At 69.4% G+C, this 15,455-nt stretch carries 11 protein-coding genes and 1 pseudogene; 7 read left to right on the forward strand and 5 right to left on the reverse strand.

The window, feature by feature from the left end:
* Window positions 1-17: 17 nt before the first annotated feature.
* Window positions 18-527 carry an ATP-binding protein gene (locus ACQPXS_RS36700; RefSeq protein ID WP_433453794.1) on the reverse strand — a complete coding sequence of 170 codons (510 nt, stop codon included), beginning with the start codon at window positions 525-527 and terminating at the stop codon, window positions 18-20.
* A 131-nt stretch (window positions 528-658) separates the two neighbouring features.
* On the opposite strand from ACQPXS_RS36700, the pseudogene ACQPXS_RS36705 reads away from it, so the two are divergent.
* Window positions 659-1,901 (forward strand): annotated as a pseudogene (locus tag ACQPXS_RS36705) (helix-turn-helix transcriptional regulator).
* A gap of 65 nt (window positions 1,902-1,966) precedes the next feature.
* Here the strand turns inward: ACQPXS_RS36705 and cutA are convergent.
* Window positions 1,967-2,293 carry a divalent-cation tolerance protein CutA gene (gene cutA / locus ACQPXS_RS36710; RefSeq protein WP_433453795.1) on the reverse strand — a complete coding sequence of 109 codons (327 nt, stop codon included), beginning with the start codon at window positions 2,291-2,293 and terminating at the stop codon, window positions 1,967-1,969.
* 1,037 nt (window positions 2,294-3,330) lie between these two features.
* Here cutA and ACQPXS_RS36715 point away from each other — a divergent pair.
* From ACQPXS_RS36715 to ACQPXS_RS36735, 5 genes are all read left to right on the forward strand, one after another.
* Window positions 3,331-4,548 (forward strand): tyrosine-type recombinase/integrase, encoded by a 1,218-nt coding sequence (locus ACQPXS_RS36715; RefSeq protein WP_433453796.1) that lies wholly within the window; start codon window positions 3,331-3,333, stop codon window positions 4,546-4,548.
* 495 nt (window positions 4,549-5,043) lie between these two features.
* The gene (gene pcaC, locus ACQPXS_RS36720) at window positions 5,044-6,333 is read left to right on the forward strand and encodes a 4-carboxymuconolactone decarboxylase (RefSeq protein ID WP_433453797.1); all 1,290 of its coding nucleotides are present in this window, start codon (window positions 5,044-5,046) and stop codon (window positions 6,331-6,333) included.
* 51 nt (window positions 6,334-6,384) lie between these two features.
* Window positions 6,385-7,020 carry an MBL fold metallo-hydrolase gene (locus ACQPXS_RS36725; protein ID WP_356313968.1) on the forward strand — a complete coding sequence of 212 codons (636 nt, stop codon included), beginning with the start codon at window positions 6,385-6,387 and terminating at the stop codon, window positions 7,018-7,020.
* Between the two features lie 35 nt (window positions 7,021-7,055).
* On the forward strand, window positions 7,056-7,835 hold the full coding sequence (locus tag ACQPXS_RS36730) for an exodeoxyribonuclease III (protein WP_433453798.1): 780 nt from the start codon (window positions 7,056-7,058) through the stop codon (window positions 7,833-7,835).
* A 15-nt stretch (window positions 7,836-7,850) separates the two neighbouring features.
* Window positions 7,851-8,270 (forward strand): DUF6278 family protein, encoded by a 420-nt coding sequence (locus tag ACQPXS_RS36735; protein WP_356313964.1) that lies wholly within the window; start codon window positions 7,851-7,853, stop codon window positions 8,268-8,270.
* A 191-nt stretch (window positions 8,271-8,461) separates the two neighbouring features.
* Here the strand turns inward: ACQPXS_RS36735 and ACQPXS_RS36740 are convergent, their stop codons facing one another.
* Window positions 8,462-10,030 carry an alpha/beta fold hydrolase gene (locus ACQPXS_RS36740; protein WP_433453799.1) on the reverse strand — a complete coding sequence of 523 codons (1,569 nt, stop codon included), beginning with the start codon at window positions 10,028-10,030 and terminating at the stop codon, window positions 8,462-8,464.
* Window positions 10,031-10,138: 108 nt separating this feature from the next.
* Entirely contained in the window at window positions 10,139-10,882 is a 744-nt protein-coding gene (locus ACQPXS_RS36745) for a hypothetical protein (protein ID WP_433453800.1), read from the reverse strand.
* 142 nt (window positions 10,883-11,024) lie between these two features.
* Here ACQPXS_RS36745 and ggt point away from each other — a divergent pair, with 142 nt between their 5' ends.
* A complete protein-coding gene (ggt, locus tag ACQPXS_RS36750) occupies window positions 11,025-12,827 on the forward strand; it encodes a gamma-glutamyltransferase (protein WP_433453801.1) in 1,803 nt (600 codons plus the stop codon).
* 53 nt (window positions 12,828-12,880) lie between these two features.
* Here ggt and ACQPXS_RS36755 read toward each other — a convergent pair whose 3' ends face one another.
* Entirely contained in the window at window positions 12,881-15,448 is a 2,568-nt protein-coding gene (locus ACQPXS_RS36755; RefSeq protein ID WP_433453802.1) for an ATP-dependent Clp protease ATP-binding subunit, read from the reverse strand.
* Between the last annotated feature and the right edge of the window lie 7 nt (window positions 15,449-15,455).

Below are 15,455 nucleotides of genomic sequence, written 5' to 3' on the forward strand. Positions count from 1 at the left end.
CCAACTTGAGGTCTGGCTCAAGCTGCAGCCCTCGCGTCTCGGAACTCACACCACGTCTCCTCGCCGCTGCTCTCCCATGCGTCTGAGATCGCATCGACCAGCCGGATCCCGCGCCCTGATTCGCCGTCGGGTCCGGCTTCCTTGAGCACAGCGGGCGCCGGGTTGTGGTCGGTTACCGAGACACGCACCACGTCGACGGCCACCGTGATGCGGAGCACGACTTCGCCCTCACCGTGGACCACGGCGTTGGTGACCAGCTCCGAAACGGCCAGTACGACGAACCCCGCCACCGGCTCCGAAACACGGCACCGCCGCAGGAACGCCCTGGCTATGCGCCGCATCTCCCCGACCTTCGCGAGGTCGGGGAGAAGGGCCGTCTGACAGGCATGGGCTGTCGCCGGTACCTCTGCCCTCGCCGATGCGCCGGGCTCGTCTTCCTGAACCGGCCTGACGCATGACGCGCCTGCTGTAGCCGCACTGCTACGGATGCCCCCGCCGGGCGGGGCCGCCTCTTGGAGCCTGGTCATGTGGGCTATGGCACCGTGCGGCGACGCCGTCGACCAGGGGAATCCAGAGGGGGAAAATTCTGTCAAGGGGGAAACTGCAGGGGGGAATTGAGGCCATGATTGGATTCCGCCCACCAACAGAGGTCACACTCATGCCAGACCCGTTCGCCGACCTGCTCCTCCGGCTTCGGCAGGAGGCGGGCCGGACACAGGAGGAGCAGGCGGAGGCGATCAACGCTGTCTCCGGCCGGGACACCATGACCCGCCGAGAGATCAGCCGTTATGAGAACTTCGAGAACATTCCTACCAACCACACAATCGGCCACATCGCGGCGGCCTGCGGTGTCCCCTTCGAGGAACTACAGCGAGAGGCCAAGGCCGCCCGCGCTCGGAAGAGAAGGGGGCATGCCGATGCAGGGGAGGACCAAGACGCCGTGAAGCGTCGCACGCTCCTGGGTAGCGCCACTATCGGCGTGAGCGTGGCCGCCGAGCCCTGGGGGCGCCTCGCCTTCGCCCTCAGCAAGGGGACCAAGATCGATTCGCCCGCTGCCGCCGCGCTCATCGACCGAGCCGCTGAACTGCACGTCCAGGAACTCAACCTCAGCGCGCGGCGGCTACAAAAAAACGGTCGAGTCGCATCTTGACGCGATCACTACGGCCCTGCCTCGTGCAGGCGAACACGAAGGCGCTCTCACCATCGCCGCCGGGGAAACCGCCGCTCTGGCCGGTTGGGTGGCCTGGGACCTGGGGGAGCACGACAAAGCCAACGCCTACTACAAAGTCACGTCGCAGTGCGCGGCGGCTGCCGGGCATCCTCCACTCCGAGCCCTGGCCCTGACCTACAGCAGCTACGGCGCTTTGACGCCAAAGGCGAAGATGGAGTTCCTCTCCCAAGCCGCCAACGACGTGCGAGGCCACGGTAACGCTACTGCTGCCGCCTGGGTTCTCGGTAGGCACGCGGAAGAAGCTGCGGCGGCCGGCGACGAGGTGGGGGCGCTCCAGGCGTTAGACCGAGCGCGCTTCGCCTACGATTTCGCGGACCACACCAGCGAGCAGGCATGGGTCAGGTTCGTGACCCCATACCGCATGGACTCGTTGGCCCTGTCCGTGTACGGCCAGCTGAGGCGCCCCGAGCTCACGTCCACAGCTGATACCGCGGTCGACCGCCTCGGAGACGGGCTACCGGACGGGGGCGTCGTAGTCCTCGGTGATCTGGCGTCGGCCCTACTGCGTGGGGGTGACGTCGACCAAGGTGTCTACGTGGCCCGCCAGTTCGCTGCGGCGGCACAGGCCAAGCCCAACACCATGGGCAAGGAGCGGGCGGCGGCTATTGCAGCGTTGCTCCCTGACAGCGAGCACGAACTTGCCGTTCATTTCCGGCGGTTCGCATCCTGATCCACCTCAGGTGGCACGCGGCAAGCCCAGGGCACCAACGTCGCCGACGCCCGGCCCGTGGCTCCTCAGTCGGATTCCGTCTCCTCGAAGACCCAGGACAGGTACGCCTCCGACCCGCCGGTTACGGGCAGTGTGATCCATTGCGGGACGTCGTACGAGTGCTTCTCGTGCACCCACGCTTCTAGCGCGGGAAGACGGTCCGTCGTAGTCATATACGAGATGCGCCACTCCCGCGCCGCCTCGACCTTCCCCTTCCACCAGTAGAAGGCGGTGATTGGCGCATCGATGTGAACTCCCGCTGCCAGCTTGCTCTCGACCGCACCTTGGGCCAGCATCGTCGCCTGCCCCTCGTCGTCGCTGGTCGTCTGAGCAATCACAATATCGTGGGCCATGCAACTACCTCTCCAGCTCGGGTACCGCGACCCTACCCAGCCGTCCAGGGCACACCGAGAGCCGGTCGCCACCTCTCAAGGCGAGTGAGGGCTCGACCACGACCTGTACCAGTCAAGTGACGGCGGGCCATGCGGGGTGGCGCGTCGCTTCGGCACTGCGGTGGCAGGTTCTCATCAACGAGGTCGTGCGGCTGCATTATGCAGGCGCCGGGCCCGTGCGCTTCACAAGCCCGCGACAGGAGGACTTGCTGGCTGTCGGCGGCCATTCGCTCACGGCAGACGAGAAATAGGACCACAGGACTGGATACCTCCGTCCGGACCATGTCAACGTACAACGTCCCGGAAAACACCAGGCCAGGATGTGCAGATGCTCCACTGCGGCCCAGGTTGCGAAATGCCTTGGAATCCTGCACCCGTGTGACTGCCTTGCTGGCAGGGCTCCTACTTGGGGAGGTCCGCCTGTCTGACCCCACTATTCGATCCGCTCGCTTCACTGCACCCGCCCTTTATACCCGCGGCGCGTCTGAACGCCTGGTACAGCCAGACAGCCGGCGACTACGGGACCCTTTCCGCCGGGCTGTACGTCTGCCTTTGCGTGGCTGGCCTGTTCGGCGAGGACCTGTTGTAACCCGGCTATCGCAGCGTCAGTGCCGCCCTCGCATACCGTGCGGCACGTCTTGGCGCCGCAACACGGCAAGTGGCACTCGCCATCAGGACGAGCGACTCGCTGCCCGGAATCTCGACCGCCTCACCGATGACGGTCTGCTGGTGCTCGCCACGGACGGCGCGCACCTGGTTGCGCGTCGGCTGGCCCTGGCTGCGGCGAGCCTAAGCAGATGCCGCCTTCGTGATGCGGTGCGCAACATAGACGACGATCGCCGGTTAGCAAAACCGGCGATCGTGAGGTTCCTTGAGGACGTTCGCATGCGCGGCTGTGCTTGGCGGCGGAGCTGCAGCGAACTCAGCAGCCCGTGAAACGGAATGGCACTGGTCTGGTGCCAGCCAGATGATCCGGCGCCCTGCTCGTACAGGTCCCCTTGAAGGAGAGTGAGTACCCCCTGTCCGTTCCGATCAAGAAGCTTCCACCCAACTCCAAGGGGCAGGTGCGCTACCGGTTCGTAGTCGACGTGGGTGTCGACCCTGCCACCGGGAGGCGGAAGCAGCTGACGCGTACGTTCGCCACTCTCAAGGAGGCGAAGGCTGAGTACGCGCGCATCACCAACCGCCGCGAGGAAGGGACATTCGTACCTCCCAACCAGATAACTGTCAATGAGTGGCTTGATCAGTGGCTGGCCATGAAAGCAGAGGATCTGGAAGAGACCACTGTCTACAACTATCGGGTCACCCTCGACCGGGTTCGGGGGAGGCTGGGGCGCATCCGGCTTCAGGAACTCACCGAGGAAGATGTAGAAGAGTGGATGCACTGGGCGTTGAAGCACGGGCGTGTACGTGGTGGTAAAGCAGGTACTCCGCTAGGAGTGACCAGCGTGGAAATGAGTCTCGCCCGATTGAAGGACGCCCTGAATCGAGCCGTTACGCGTCGGCTAGTAACCATGAATGTAGCCCAACATGTGACCATCCCACGTAGGGCGCGTAAAGAAGAGCGAAAGAAGAAGCAGGAGGTGAAGCCGTGGAACGTGCAGGAGATTCAGACGTTCATTCACGGTGTCCGGACAGAACGGCTTTACGCTGCCCTCTTGCTGTCTCTCATGGGTCTACGTCCGGCTGAAGTCTGCGGACTCCGATGGGAAGACGTGGACTTGGAAGCCGCCACGATCACCATAGCCAACACGCGGACGATGATGGGAAATCGGTACGTTGTGGAGAAGGACACCAAGTCCCTGGCTGGGGAACGGGATCTTCCTTTGCCGGCACCGGTGCTGGCTGCCCTCAAGTCGTTCAGGGCTCTCCAAGCCAAGGAGAAGCTCGTCCTCGGTGAGGCTTACTCGGATTCCGGATACGTCGTGGTGCACGAGACCGGGGAAGCCTTCACGATCAAGCAGCTCCGTAGACGCGCTTACCGGCTCATGGAGATCCTTGAACTCCGCAGAGTGCGCCTCTACGACGCTCGCTCCTCCTGCCTCACATACCTCGCCAACAAAGGCGTGCCGGATCACATCCTTGCCCGGTGGGCCGGACACACGAACGTCAAGACCACCAAGAAGTGGTACGTGAAGCCGGACGTGGAGGACCTCCGCGGAGCCGCCACAACGTGGGACGGCCTGCACGGTGCTGCGACGGAGGGGCAAGCGTGACTCAGGCGGCCTGCCGATTGAGCGAGCGACCCGCCCAGCCGTATGGCAGTGAAATGGAGGTGACCCGGAGGCCGGCTGCTCGCTGTGGACCAGCGACGGCAACGGGGGAGGGGCGGCCAAGCTACGGCCAACGTCTCCCCTCCTGCGAGGAAAGGCAGAGCTTGCCCGCCGTGTGGCGTTCGGGCTGTTCGTCGGTGAATCCCGGAAGGTTTTCAGGTGCGTCATGCCGATCCTTGGGGACGGCACTACGCGCTTTGCTGCAAACCAGACCGTCTGGAAACCGTGCCGAGGGTGGGAAGCTGTGCGGCGCGGGGATTGGGAGGGTGCGGGAGCCGGGAGGACGCACTGTCCTCACGGTCAGGCGTGCACATCGAAGAACCCGTACGTGGACCCATGAGGGTCTCGGCAGTGCCGGGCATGCCGCGCCGCGAGGTCACGAGCCGCCGGGTTCCCCTGGCCGTGTGAGATTTCGTGAGACGTGAGAGGGTCTGGGGCGTGAGTGAGACACCCCCGAACACCCTGCAATACCGCTTTGACGGGCCAGAAGACGCTCCGGTCCTGATCCTGGGTCCCTCACTGGGTACCACATGGCACATGTGGGACCGCCAGGTGCCGGAGCTGACCAGGCAGTGGCGGGTCCTGCGGTTCGACCTGCCGGGTCACGGCGGGGCCCCCGCCCACCCGGCCGGGTCCGTCGCCGAGCTGGCCACCCGGCTGCTGGCCACGCTGGACGCGATCGGCGTGCAGCGGTTCGGCTACGCGGGCTGTGCGCTCGGCGGCGCCATCGGTATCGAGCTGGCCCTGCGCCACCCCGAGCGGCTCGCCTCGCTGGCGCTGGTCGCGGCCTCGCCCCGGTTCGGGACCGCCGACGAGTTCCGCCAGCGCGGGGTGATCGTCCGTACGAACGGGCTCGACCCGATCGCCCGGACCTCGCCGGACCGCTGGTTCACCGGCGGGTTCGCCGCGGCGCAGCCGGCCATCACCGAGTGGGCGGTGCAGATGGTCCGCACCACCGACCCGGGCTGCTACATCGCCGCCTGCGAGGCGCTCGCCTCGTTCGACGTGCGGACCGAGCTGGGCCGGGTCGGCGTGCCGACGCTCGTGCTCGTCGGCTCCGACGACCAGGTCACCGGGCCCGCCGAGGCCCGCACCCTGGTCGCCGGCATCCCGGACGCCCGGCTCGCGGTCGTCCCCGGCGCCTCCCACCTGGTCCCGGTCGAGCAGCCGGCGGCCGTCACCGACCTCCTGGTGCACCACTTCTCCACCGCCTGGCAGCAGCCCTACGACACCGGCCAGACCGCCCTGCCGGCCGCCCCGGTCAGCCCGGCCATCGCCGCGGCGCCGCACGTCACGCCGGTCGCCGAGATAGCCCCGGCCGCCGTACCGGCACAGCCGGCCGGGCAGCCCGACCGGTACGAGACCGGGCTCAAGATCCGCCGGGAGGTGCTCGGCGACGCGCACGTGGACCGGGCACTGGCCGAGGCCGAAGGGTTCTCCGGGGAGTTCGAGGAGTTCGTCACCCGCTACGCCTGGGGCGAGATCTGGGACCGGCCGGGACTGGACCGCCGTACCCGCAGCTGCGTCACGCTGACCGCGCTCGTCGCGGGCGGCCATCTGGAGGAGCTCGCCTTCCACACCCGGGCCGCGCTGCGCAACGGGCTCACCCCGGACGAGATCAAGGAGGTGCTGCTGCAGGCCGCCGTGTACTGCGGGGTGCCCGCCGCGAACAGCGCGTTCCGGGTGGCCCGGCAGGTCATCCGGGAGGAGACCACGCCCGCCGAGTGAGCCGTGCCGCCTCGCGCACGGCGGGCCGCCGTTTCGGCAGGATGGTGTGTCATGAAGCTCACGAAGAAGTCCCACGCCTGTGTCCGCCTCGACAAGGACGGTCAGACGCTCGTCATCGACCCCGGCGGGTTCAGCGAGGAGGACGCCGCGCTCGGCGCCGACGCCATCCTGATCACGCACGAGCACCCGGACCACTTCGACGAGTTCCGGCTCCGGGCCGCCATGGAGAACAATCCCGCGGCCCGGATCTGGACGCTGAAGTCCGTCGCCGAACGGATCACGGCGGCCTTCCCGGGCCGGGTGCACACCGTCGGCCACGGCGACACCTTCACCGCGGCCGGCTTCGACGTGCAGGTCCACGGCGAACTCCACGCGGTGATCCACCCGGACATCCCGCGGATCACCAACGTCGGCTATCTGATCGACGGCGGCAAGGTCTTCCACCCCGGCGACGCCCTCACCGTCCCCGCCCATCCGGTTCAGACGCTGATGCTCCCGGTGATGGCCCCGTGGAACAAGATCTCCGAGGTCATCGACTACGTCCGCGAGGTCAGGCCGCAGCGCGCCTACGACGTCCACGACGCCCTGCTGACCGACCTGGCCCGCCCGATCTACGACCGCCAGATCGGCGCCCTGGGCGGCACGGACCACCAGCGGCTGACGCCCGGGGCCTCCGCGGAGGTCTGAGCCCGTTGTCACAGGCTCCGGGTAGGTTGTGAGGCATGCGCATCGCTACCTGGAACGTGAACTCGATCACCGCCCGCCTTCCGAGGCTGCTGGCCTGGCTGGAGAGCAGCGGCACCGACGTGCTGTGCCTGCAGGAGGCCAAGGTCGCCGAGGAGCAGTTCCCGTTCGACCAGCTGCGCGAGCTGGGCTACGAGTCGGCGGTCCACGCGACCGGCCGGTGGAACGGCGTGGCGGTGCTCTCCCGCGTCGGCATCGAGGACGTCGTGAAGGGCCTGCCCGGCGACCCGGGCTTCGAGGGCGTGACCGAGCCGCGCGCCATCTCGGCGACCTGCGGCCCGGTCCGCGTCTGGTCGGTGTACGTGCCGAACGGCCGCGAGGTGGAGCACCCGCACTACGCCTACAAGCTCCAGTGGTTCGAAGCCCTCAAGGCGGCCGTGTACGGCGACGCGCAGGGCAGCCGCCCCTTCGCCGTCATGGGCGACTACAACGTGGCACCGACGGACGACGACGTCTACGACGTGGCCGCCTTCGAGGGCTCCACCCATGTCACCCCCGCCGAGCGCGCCGCCCTCGCCTCCCTGCGCGAGACCGGCCTGAACGACGTGGTGCCGCGCCCGCTGAAGTACGAGCACCCGTTCACGTACTGGGACTACCGCCAGCTCTGCTTCCCGAAGAACCGCGGCATGCGCATCGACCTGGTGTACGGCAACGACCCCTTCGCCAAGGCCGTCAAGGACTCCTACGTCGACCGCGAGGAGCGCAAGGGCAAGGGCGCCTCCGATCACGCTCCGGTGGTGGTCGACCTCGACGTCTGATGCCAGGCTGGGTCCATGAACCTTCCGTTCCTGGGCCACCGGCACAAGAAGAGCGGTGCGGCGGGGATCCCCGCCGACCCCGAGGGGATCGCCGCGCTGCTGTCCGAGTGCGAACTGCTCCGCTCGCAGGCGGCCCGGGCGGGCGTCCGCCTCGACGACACCCCGGGCTCCCTGGAGGCCCTGGACCAGCTCGTCCCGCGCTGGCGCGACGACGCCGAGATCCTGCCCTGGCTGGGCAACGACGCGGGACTGTATCTGGGCACGGTCGTGGTGCGCACCGTGCCCGGCGCCGCCTGGCTGATCCGCCCCGACGGCGAGCCCGTCGTACGGCTGGCCTCCGGACGCGAGGTCGAGGTCGTCGGCGCCGGGCAGGACTGGGCCGCGAGCGGCGTTCCCGAGCTGTCCCAGCTGTACGCGGAGATCGCCGAGAACTGAGCCGGCATCTCCCCTTGGGCACCGGCCAGTTCACGTCCACCACGCGGATGACCCTTGGCGCACGGAGGAGTTCCTCCCATCCGGCAAGCCCAGCGCCGCCAACCTCGACTAAGATGTGCCGTTCTGCATGCTGCGAGGCCCCAGGGGGCGGCAGTTCACACGGGCCAGGCTCGTCCGGCGGCAGCCGGAGATCACTGCTCGCCGAGCGGGACGGACACGTACGACGGGTCGTCCGGGGGCGAGGAGAAGGTCAGCTGCGCGCCGGACGGGTTGTGCTCGATGTACAGCGGGTCGACCGTGTCGACCACCAGCGCGAGGCGGTGCCCGGCGGGAACGTCGTAGGCCGTGGTGAACAGGTCCAGGTCGACGTCGAACGGTTCACCGGGCGTCCGCGCGTGCCAGGTGTACGGCGCGTTCGTGACGAGCTTGCCGATACCGAGCGGTCCCACGTCGTACAGGTAGGCGACGAGGGTGCCGCTCTCCGCGGTGGGCGTGAGCGTGGTGTGCACGGTGGCCGTGCCGCGCACCTTCCGGGTGCTGCCGTACCGCTCCGACTGCCACACGGCCGCCCAACGGCGCGGCAGCAGCGGGATGGAGGCCATGGGCGGCAGCTGGGCGACCTGGTCGAGGATGCTGGAGAGGAAGACGATCCCGCCGTCCGCGCCGGAGTCGACGTTCGCGTGGATGGTGGTGGAGCCCGTGAGCGCGAACTTCCGCCGTGTCGCCTCGACGGACTTCCAGTCCGGGTAGCCCTCGTATCCCCCCGCGCTACGGGGCTTCAACTGGACCGGCTGCTCACGGTCGATGCCGTTGTCGGCGCCCTTCAGATAGTGGTCGAACCAGCGCTCGGTGTCCGTCCAGACGTCGTTGGGCAGCCCGAACAGACCGGTCAGCTCGGCGGTCGCGTGGTCGCCGGGGCGCAGTTCGAGCCGCTTGGGCACGGTCAGCTTCTGGTAGAAGCCGGCGTACTGGTTGGCCGGGAAGACCGTGTCGCCCCAGGCGTTGGCGAGCATGAGGGCCGCGCCGTTCTTGTTCAGCTGGTCGACATAGGTCGCGGCGGAACGTTTCCGCCCCCACTCGACCATCTCCTGTTCCCTGGACAGGTCGGAGGCGTAGAAGTGGTCGAAGATCTCGCGCACTTCGGGGCTCTCCCGGCCGGTGAGGGTGGCCGCCCCGTCCAGTACGGCGGCCGCCTGGACGTGCTGGGTGCGGCCCGAATAGATCGAGTCGATCAGGTCCGACCAGCCGCTGAGCGCGGCAACGGCCTTGATGCGCTTGTCGTGCGCGGCGGCGAGCAGGCTGATCCCGGCGCCGTACGACACCCCGGCCATGCCCACGTGCCGCGGGTCGGCCGGGGTATTCGCGAGGGCCCAGTCGATGACCTTGGAGGCGTCCGCTATGTCCGGCGGACCGGCCACTTCTATCTGTCCGCCGGACTGCCAGAAGCCGCGCACGTTGTAGGTGAGCACCACATAGCCGGCGTCGGCGAGCTTCTGCGCCTGGGCGAGGTACTCCACCTGGGGCAGGCCCCAACTCGTGGGCAGCACGATGAGCGGGTAGCCGTGCGAGCCGTCGGCACCCGCGGGCGTGACGACGTTCGCCTTCAGCACGGTGCCGCCGTCGCCGGTGATGTCGACGAACCGGACGGACGGGGTGCCGGCCTGAGCGGCGGGCGCCAGTGCGACGACGCTGCCGGCGACGAGGGCTGCCGAGACGGCTCCTGCGGCGGCGGTACGCAGAGCGGTGCGACCGTGTCCCATGGGTCACTCCTTCACTTGTGTCAGTGCAAAGTGACCCGACGGTAACCGCGCGCACTTACCGCAAGTAACCCGTCAGTAAGTTACGTACCAGTAAAGATTGTTGAACCGCTAAGCGGCGGCCTCGGCGGACGCCGTGTCCGGCAGGGGAGTGCGGGCCGCCCGCGTCACGTCCGCCACCAGCTCCACCACATCCGGGCCGTACGCCTGCGAGTTGACCACCTTCAGCAGCAGCACGAAGGAGCCGGTGCCGTACTTGCGGGCCAGCCGCTCGTGGTGGCGGGCGAGATAGCGGGTGGCGGCCTGGTTGGTGACGGCTCGCTGGCCGCAGAAGAGGAACACCGGGCGGGCGTCACGGCCCATGGTGAGCCGGGCGAGCAGCACGTACTCGCTCTGCCCCTTCTCCAGCCGGTAGTTCTCGCCGCCGATGCGGAAGGCGCCGCGGTCCGGGCCGGGTTCGGCGTCCGTGTTCACCCGCACCCCCGGCAGCAGCGAGGCGAGATGGGCGGCCATCCGGCGGTTGGAGGCCGGGCCGCCGAGGCAGAACTCGGTGCGCTCGCCGAAGCCCTGCTGGGCGCCGTCGTGCGCGACGACCCGGGCGTTCGCGTGGCAGTCCTTGATCAGGGCCGAGAGCTCCAGCAGCGCGAACACGTCGTTCCGCGTCACCGTCAGGTCCGGCCCGCCCGCGTCACGGTTGACCACCAGCAGGGACTCGGAGTTGTCCGGCAGCCCGAAGAACGCCTGCTTGCGCCGGAGTTTGCGGCGCCACAGATACGTACGGGCGAGCCAGCCCAGCGAGGCCGATATCCCGGTCGCGACCAGGCCCAGGACGATGTTGCGCACGTCGTCGTTCATGGCCGCGCATGGTAGCGGGCCCGGGCGACGGCTACGTACCGGTGTTCGATCTGTGACGGTCGTACGGCGGATGCCCCAGGCGTACTGTCGGTACTACGACAATCTGGCTACGCTGCGCGGACTGTCCCGACGGGAGGTACGGATGGGTCGTCCTGGCACGCGGAAACTGGCGGTACTGGCGGTCTCGGCCGCGCTGGTGTCGGTGGGAGCGGCGGCGCCGCCCCCCGCGACGAACAGCGAAACTCCCCCGAAGGTTCCCGTGGCCGTCGGCTACGGCGGCGCGGTGGCCAGCGTCGACGCCGACGCCTCCGCCGCCGGCATCGAGGTACTCAGACACGGCGGCAACGCGGTCGACGCCGCCGTCGCCACCGCCGCCGCGCTCGGCGTCACCGAGCCCTACTCGGCCGGCATCGGCGGAGGCGGCTATTTCGTCTACTACGACGCCAAGTCGCGCACGGTGCACACCATCGACGGCCGCGAGACGGCGCCGCTCAGCGCCGACTCCGACCTGTTCACGGAGAACGGCAAGCCTCTCGCCTTCGCCGACGCCGTCAGCAGCGGCCTGAGCGTCGGCACCCCCGGCACGCCCGCGACCTGGCAGACCGCGCTGGACGAGTGGGGCAGCAGGCGGCTGGGCACGGTCCTGAAGCCGGCCGAGCGGATCGCCCGTGACGGCTTCACGGTGGACGACACCTTCCGCTCGCAGACCGCGTCCAACGAGACCCGGTTCCGCTACTTCCCGGACACCGCGAGGCTGTTCCTGCCCAACGGGCAGCTGCCGGTCGTCGGTTCCACGCTCAGGAACCCCGAACTGGCCCGCACCTACGAGGAACTGGGCCGCGAGGGCGTCGGCGCCGTCTACCGCGGGGACATCGGCGACGACATCGTCAAGACGGTCGAACACCCGCCCGTGGACCCCGCCTCCGGCTGGAACGCCCGCCCCGGCAAGCTGGAGGAGAAGGACCTCGCCGTCTACCGGGCCAAGCTCCAGGCGCCCACCAGGACGTCGTACCGCGGCATTAACGTGTACTCCATCGCCCCCTCCTCCTCCGGCGGCACCACGGTCGGCGAAGCCCTCAACATCCTGGAGAACACCGACCTGTCGAAGGCGAGCGAGGTGCAGTACCTGCACCACTTCATCGAGGCGAGCCGCATCGCCTTCGCCGACCGCGGACGCTGGGTCGGCGACCCCGCCTTCGAGGACGTACCGACGAAAGAGCTGCTCTCGCAGGAGTACGCCGACTCACGGGCCTGCCTGATCAAGGACGACGCGGTCCTCACCAGCCCGCTCGCCCCCGGCGACCCGCGCCACCCGGCGGCCTGCGGCAAGGGCGGGACGGCGGCCCCGGCGACGTACGAGGGCGAGAACACCACGCATCTGACCGTGGCCGACAAGTGGGGCAACGTCGTCTCCTACACGCTCACCATCGAGCAGACCGGCGGCAGCGGCATCACCGTGCCCGGCCGGGGCTTCCTGCTCAACAACGAACTGACCGACTTCTCCTTCGCCCCGGCCAACCCGGCGGTGCACGACCCGAACCTGCCGGGTCCGGGCAAGCGGCCCCGCTCCTCCATCTCCCCGACGATCGTGCTGGACAAGAGCAACCGGCCCGTGGTGGCGCTCGGTTCGCCCGGTGGCGCGACCATCATCACCACCGTGCTGCAGACCCTCACCGAGTTCCTCGACCGGCGTCTGCCGCTGGTCGACGCCATCGCCGCACCCCGCGCCAGCCAGCGCAACGCGGCCCAGACGGAACTCGAACCGGCCCTGTACAACGGTGACTTGAGGAAGCAGCTGGAGGCCATCGGGCACTCCTTCAAGCTCAACCCCGAGATCGGCGCGGCGACCGCTGTGCAGCGGCTGCCGGGCGGCAAGTGGCTGGCCGCCGCCGAGAAGGTACGGCGCGGCGGCGGCTCGGCGATGGTCGTGAACCCGGCGCCGTAGCCGCGGTGACCCAGGCGCCGGGCCCTCCCTGAGGGGGCCCGGCGCCGCAGGCCTCACAACTCCGGCGCGGGCGGCGGGGTCTCCTCGGGGGCGGGCGGCCGGGTTTCCTGGGGACGGAAGTCCAGCCGTCCGTCCCGGACGTCCACCGTCACCCGGCTGCCCTCGGAGATCGTGCCGTTCAGCAGCAGCCGGGACAGCTGGTTGTCCACCTCCCGCTGGATGGTGCGGCGCAGCGGCCGGGCGCCGTACTCCGGCTGGTAGCCGCGCTCGGCGATCCAGTCGACGGCCGCGTCCGTGAACGTGACCGTGACGCCCTGCCCGTCCAGCAGCCGCCGGGTGCCCTCCAGCAGCAGGTCGGTGATCTGCCGCAGTTGCTCGCCGGTCAGCTGCTTGAAGACCACGATCTCGTCGATACGGTTGAGGAACTCCGGCCGGAAGTGCTCGCGCAGCGGCCGCAGGATCTGCTCCCGGCGCGCCTCCTCGTCCGCATCCGCGCCGCCCGGCCCGAAGCCGATCCCGGCACCGCGCCGGGTGATCGCCTCGGAGCCGAGGTTGCTGGTCATCACGATGACCGTGTTGGTGAAGTCCACCGTCCGGCCCTGGGAGTCGGTCAGCCGGCCGTCGTCCAGCACCTGCAGCAGGATGTTGAAGACGTCCGGGTGCGCCTTCTCCACCTCGTCCAGCAGGAGCAGCGAGTACGGGTGCCGGCGTACCACCTCGGTGAGCTGACCGGCCTCCTCGTGGCCGACGTACCCGGGCGGGGCGCCGATCAGCCGGGAGACGGTGTGCCGCTCCTGGTACTCGCTCATGTCGAGCCGGACCATGCGGTCCTCGCTGCCGAACAGCGCCTCGGCCAGCGCCCGGGCCAGCTCGGTCTTGCCGACGCCGGTCGGGCCGAGGAACAGGAAGCTGCCGATCGGCCGGTTCGGGCTCGCGAGCCCCGCACGGGAGCGCAGCACGGCCTCCGAGACCACGGCGACCGCGTCCTCCTGGCCCACGACCCGCTGGTGCAGGTGCTCCTCCAGGCCGAGCAGCCGTTCCTTCTCCTCCTGGGTGAGCCGGCTGACCGGGATGCCGGTCTGCCGGGACACCACCTCGGCGATGGCCTCCGCCGTCACCTCCAGGTCCAGCCCCTCGTCGGCCTTGTCCTCGTCGCTCGCCTGGGCGATGCGCTGCTTCAGCTCACCGATCCGGTCGCGCAGCTCCTTGGCCTTGTCGTAGTCCTCGTCCGCGACCGCCTGGTCCTTGTCACAGACCAGCTGCTCCACCTCGCGCTCCAGCGCGCGCACGTCCGCGCCCTTCGTCCGGGCACCGAGCCGGACCCGGGCGCCCGCCTGGTCGATCAGGTCGATCGCCTTGTCCGGCAGCCTGCGGTCGGTGAGATACCGGTCGGACAGCTCCACTGCGGCGACCAGCGCCTCGTCGGTGTAGCGGACCTGGTGGTGGGCCTCGTACCGGTCGCGCAGCCCGCGCAGGATCTCGATGGTGTCCTCGGCCGTGGGCTCGGGCACCAGGATCGGCTGGAACCGGCGGGCCAGCGCCGCGTCCTTCTCGATCCGCCGGAACTCCTCCAGCGTGGTCGCGCCCACGATGTGCAGCTCGCCCCGCGCCAGGGCGGGCTTGAGGATGTTGCCCGCGTCCAGCGAGCCGCCCTCGCCGCCGGAGCCCGCGCCCACGACGGTGTGCAGCTCGTCGATGAACACGATCAGCTTGTCCGAGTGGGCGCGGATCTCCTCCACGATGTTGTTCAGGCGCTCCTCGAAGTCGCCCCGGTAGCGGGTGCCGGCGACGACGCCGGTCAGGTCCAGGGCCACGACCCGGCGGCCCGCCAGGACGTCCGGGACGTCCGAGTCGGCGATGCGCTCGGCGAGACCCTCGACGATGGCCGTCTTGCCGACGCCCGCGTCCCCGATCAGCACCGGGTTGTTCTTGCCGCGCCGGGACAGCACCTCGATGGTCTGCTCGATCTCGGTGTCCCGGCCGATGACCGGGTCGATCCGGCCCTGCCGGGCCAGGTCGGTCAGGTCACGGCCGTACTTGTCCAGCGTGGGCGTGCCCGTGGCGCGCTGCCGCTCCACGCGGACCGGGGTGCCGGCCTCCGGGGCCTCCGGCGGCAGGGAGCCCGCCGAGAACCGGGCCGCGTTCAGGATGTGGCCGGCCGCCGAGTCCGGGTTGGCCGCCAGCGCGCTCAGCACGTGCTCCGGGCCGATGTACCCGGCGCCGCTCGCCCGCGCCATGTCGTGCGCGTCCAGCAGGGCGCGCTTGACGGCCGGGGTGAGCGACAGCGAGGTCGGCGGCGGCACCTCGCCCGGCGGGTGCTGGACCGGGCCGGCGCGGTCGTCGATCTCCGAGGCGAGCGAGTCCGGGTCCGCGCCCGCCCGGCTCAGCAGGCTCCGGGTGGGCTCGGCGGCCACGGCCGCGCGCAGCAGGTGCTGGGTGTCCAGATCCCGGCTGCCGTGCTCGGCGGCGTACAAGGCGGCCCCTCTGACCAGCTCGCGGGCCGGCTGGCTGAGCAGGCGGCCGATGTCGATATGGCGAGGCGCTCCCCGGGCTCCGCCGGATCCGCCGAAGAAGCGGGCCAGGAATTCACCGAAGGGGTCAGGAGGGTAGCCGTCGGTCATGGCATGG

The sequence above is a fragment of the Streptomyces sp. CA-142005 genome (assembly GCF_050942335.1).
Classification (GTDB): Bacteria; Actinomycetota; Actinomycetes; order Streptomycetales; family Streptomycetaceae; genus Streptomyces.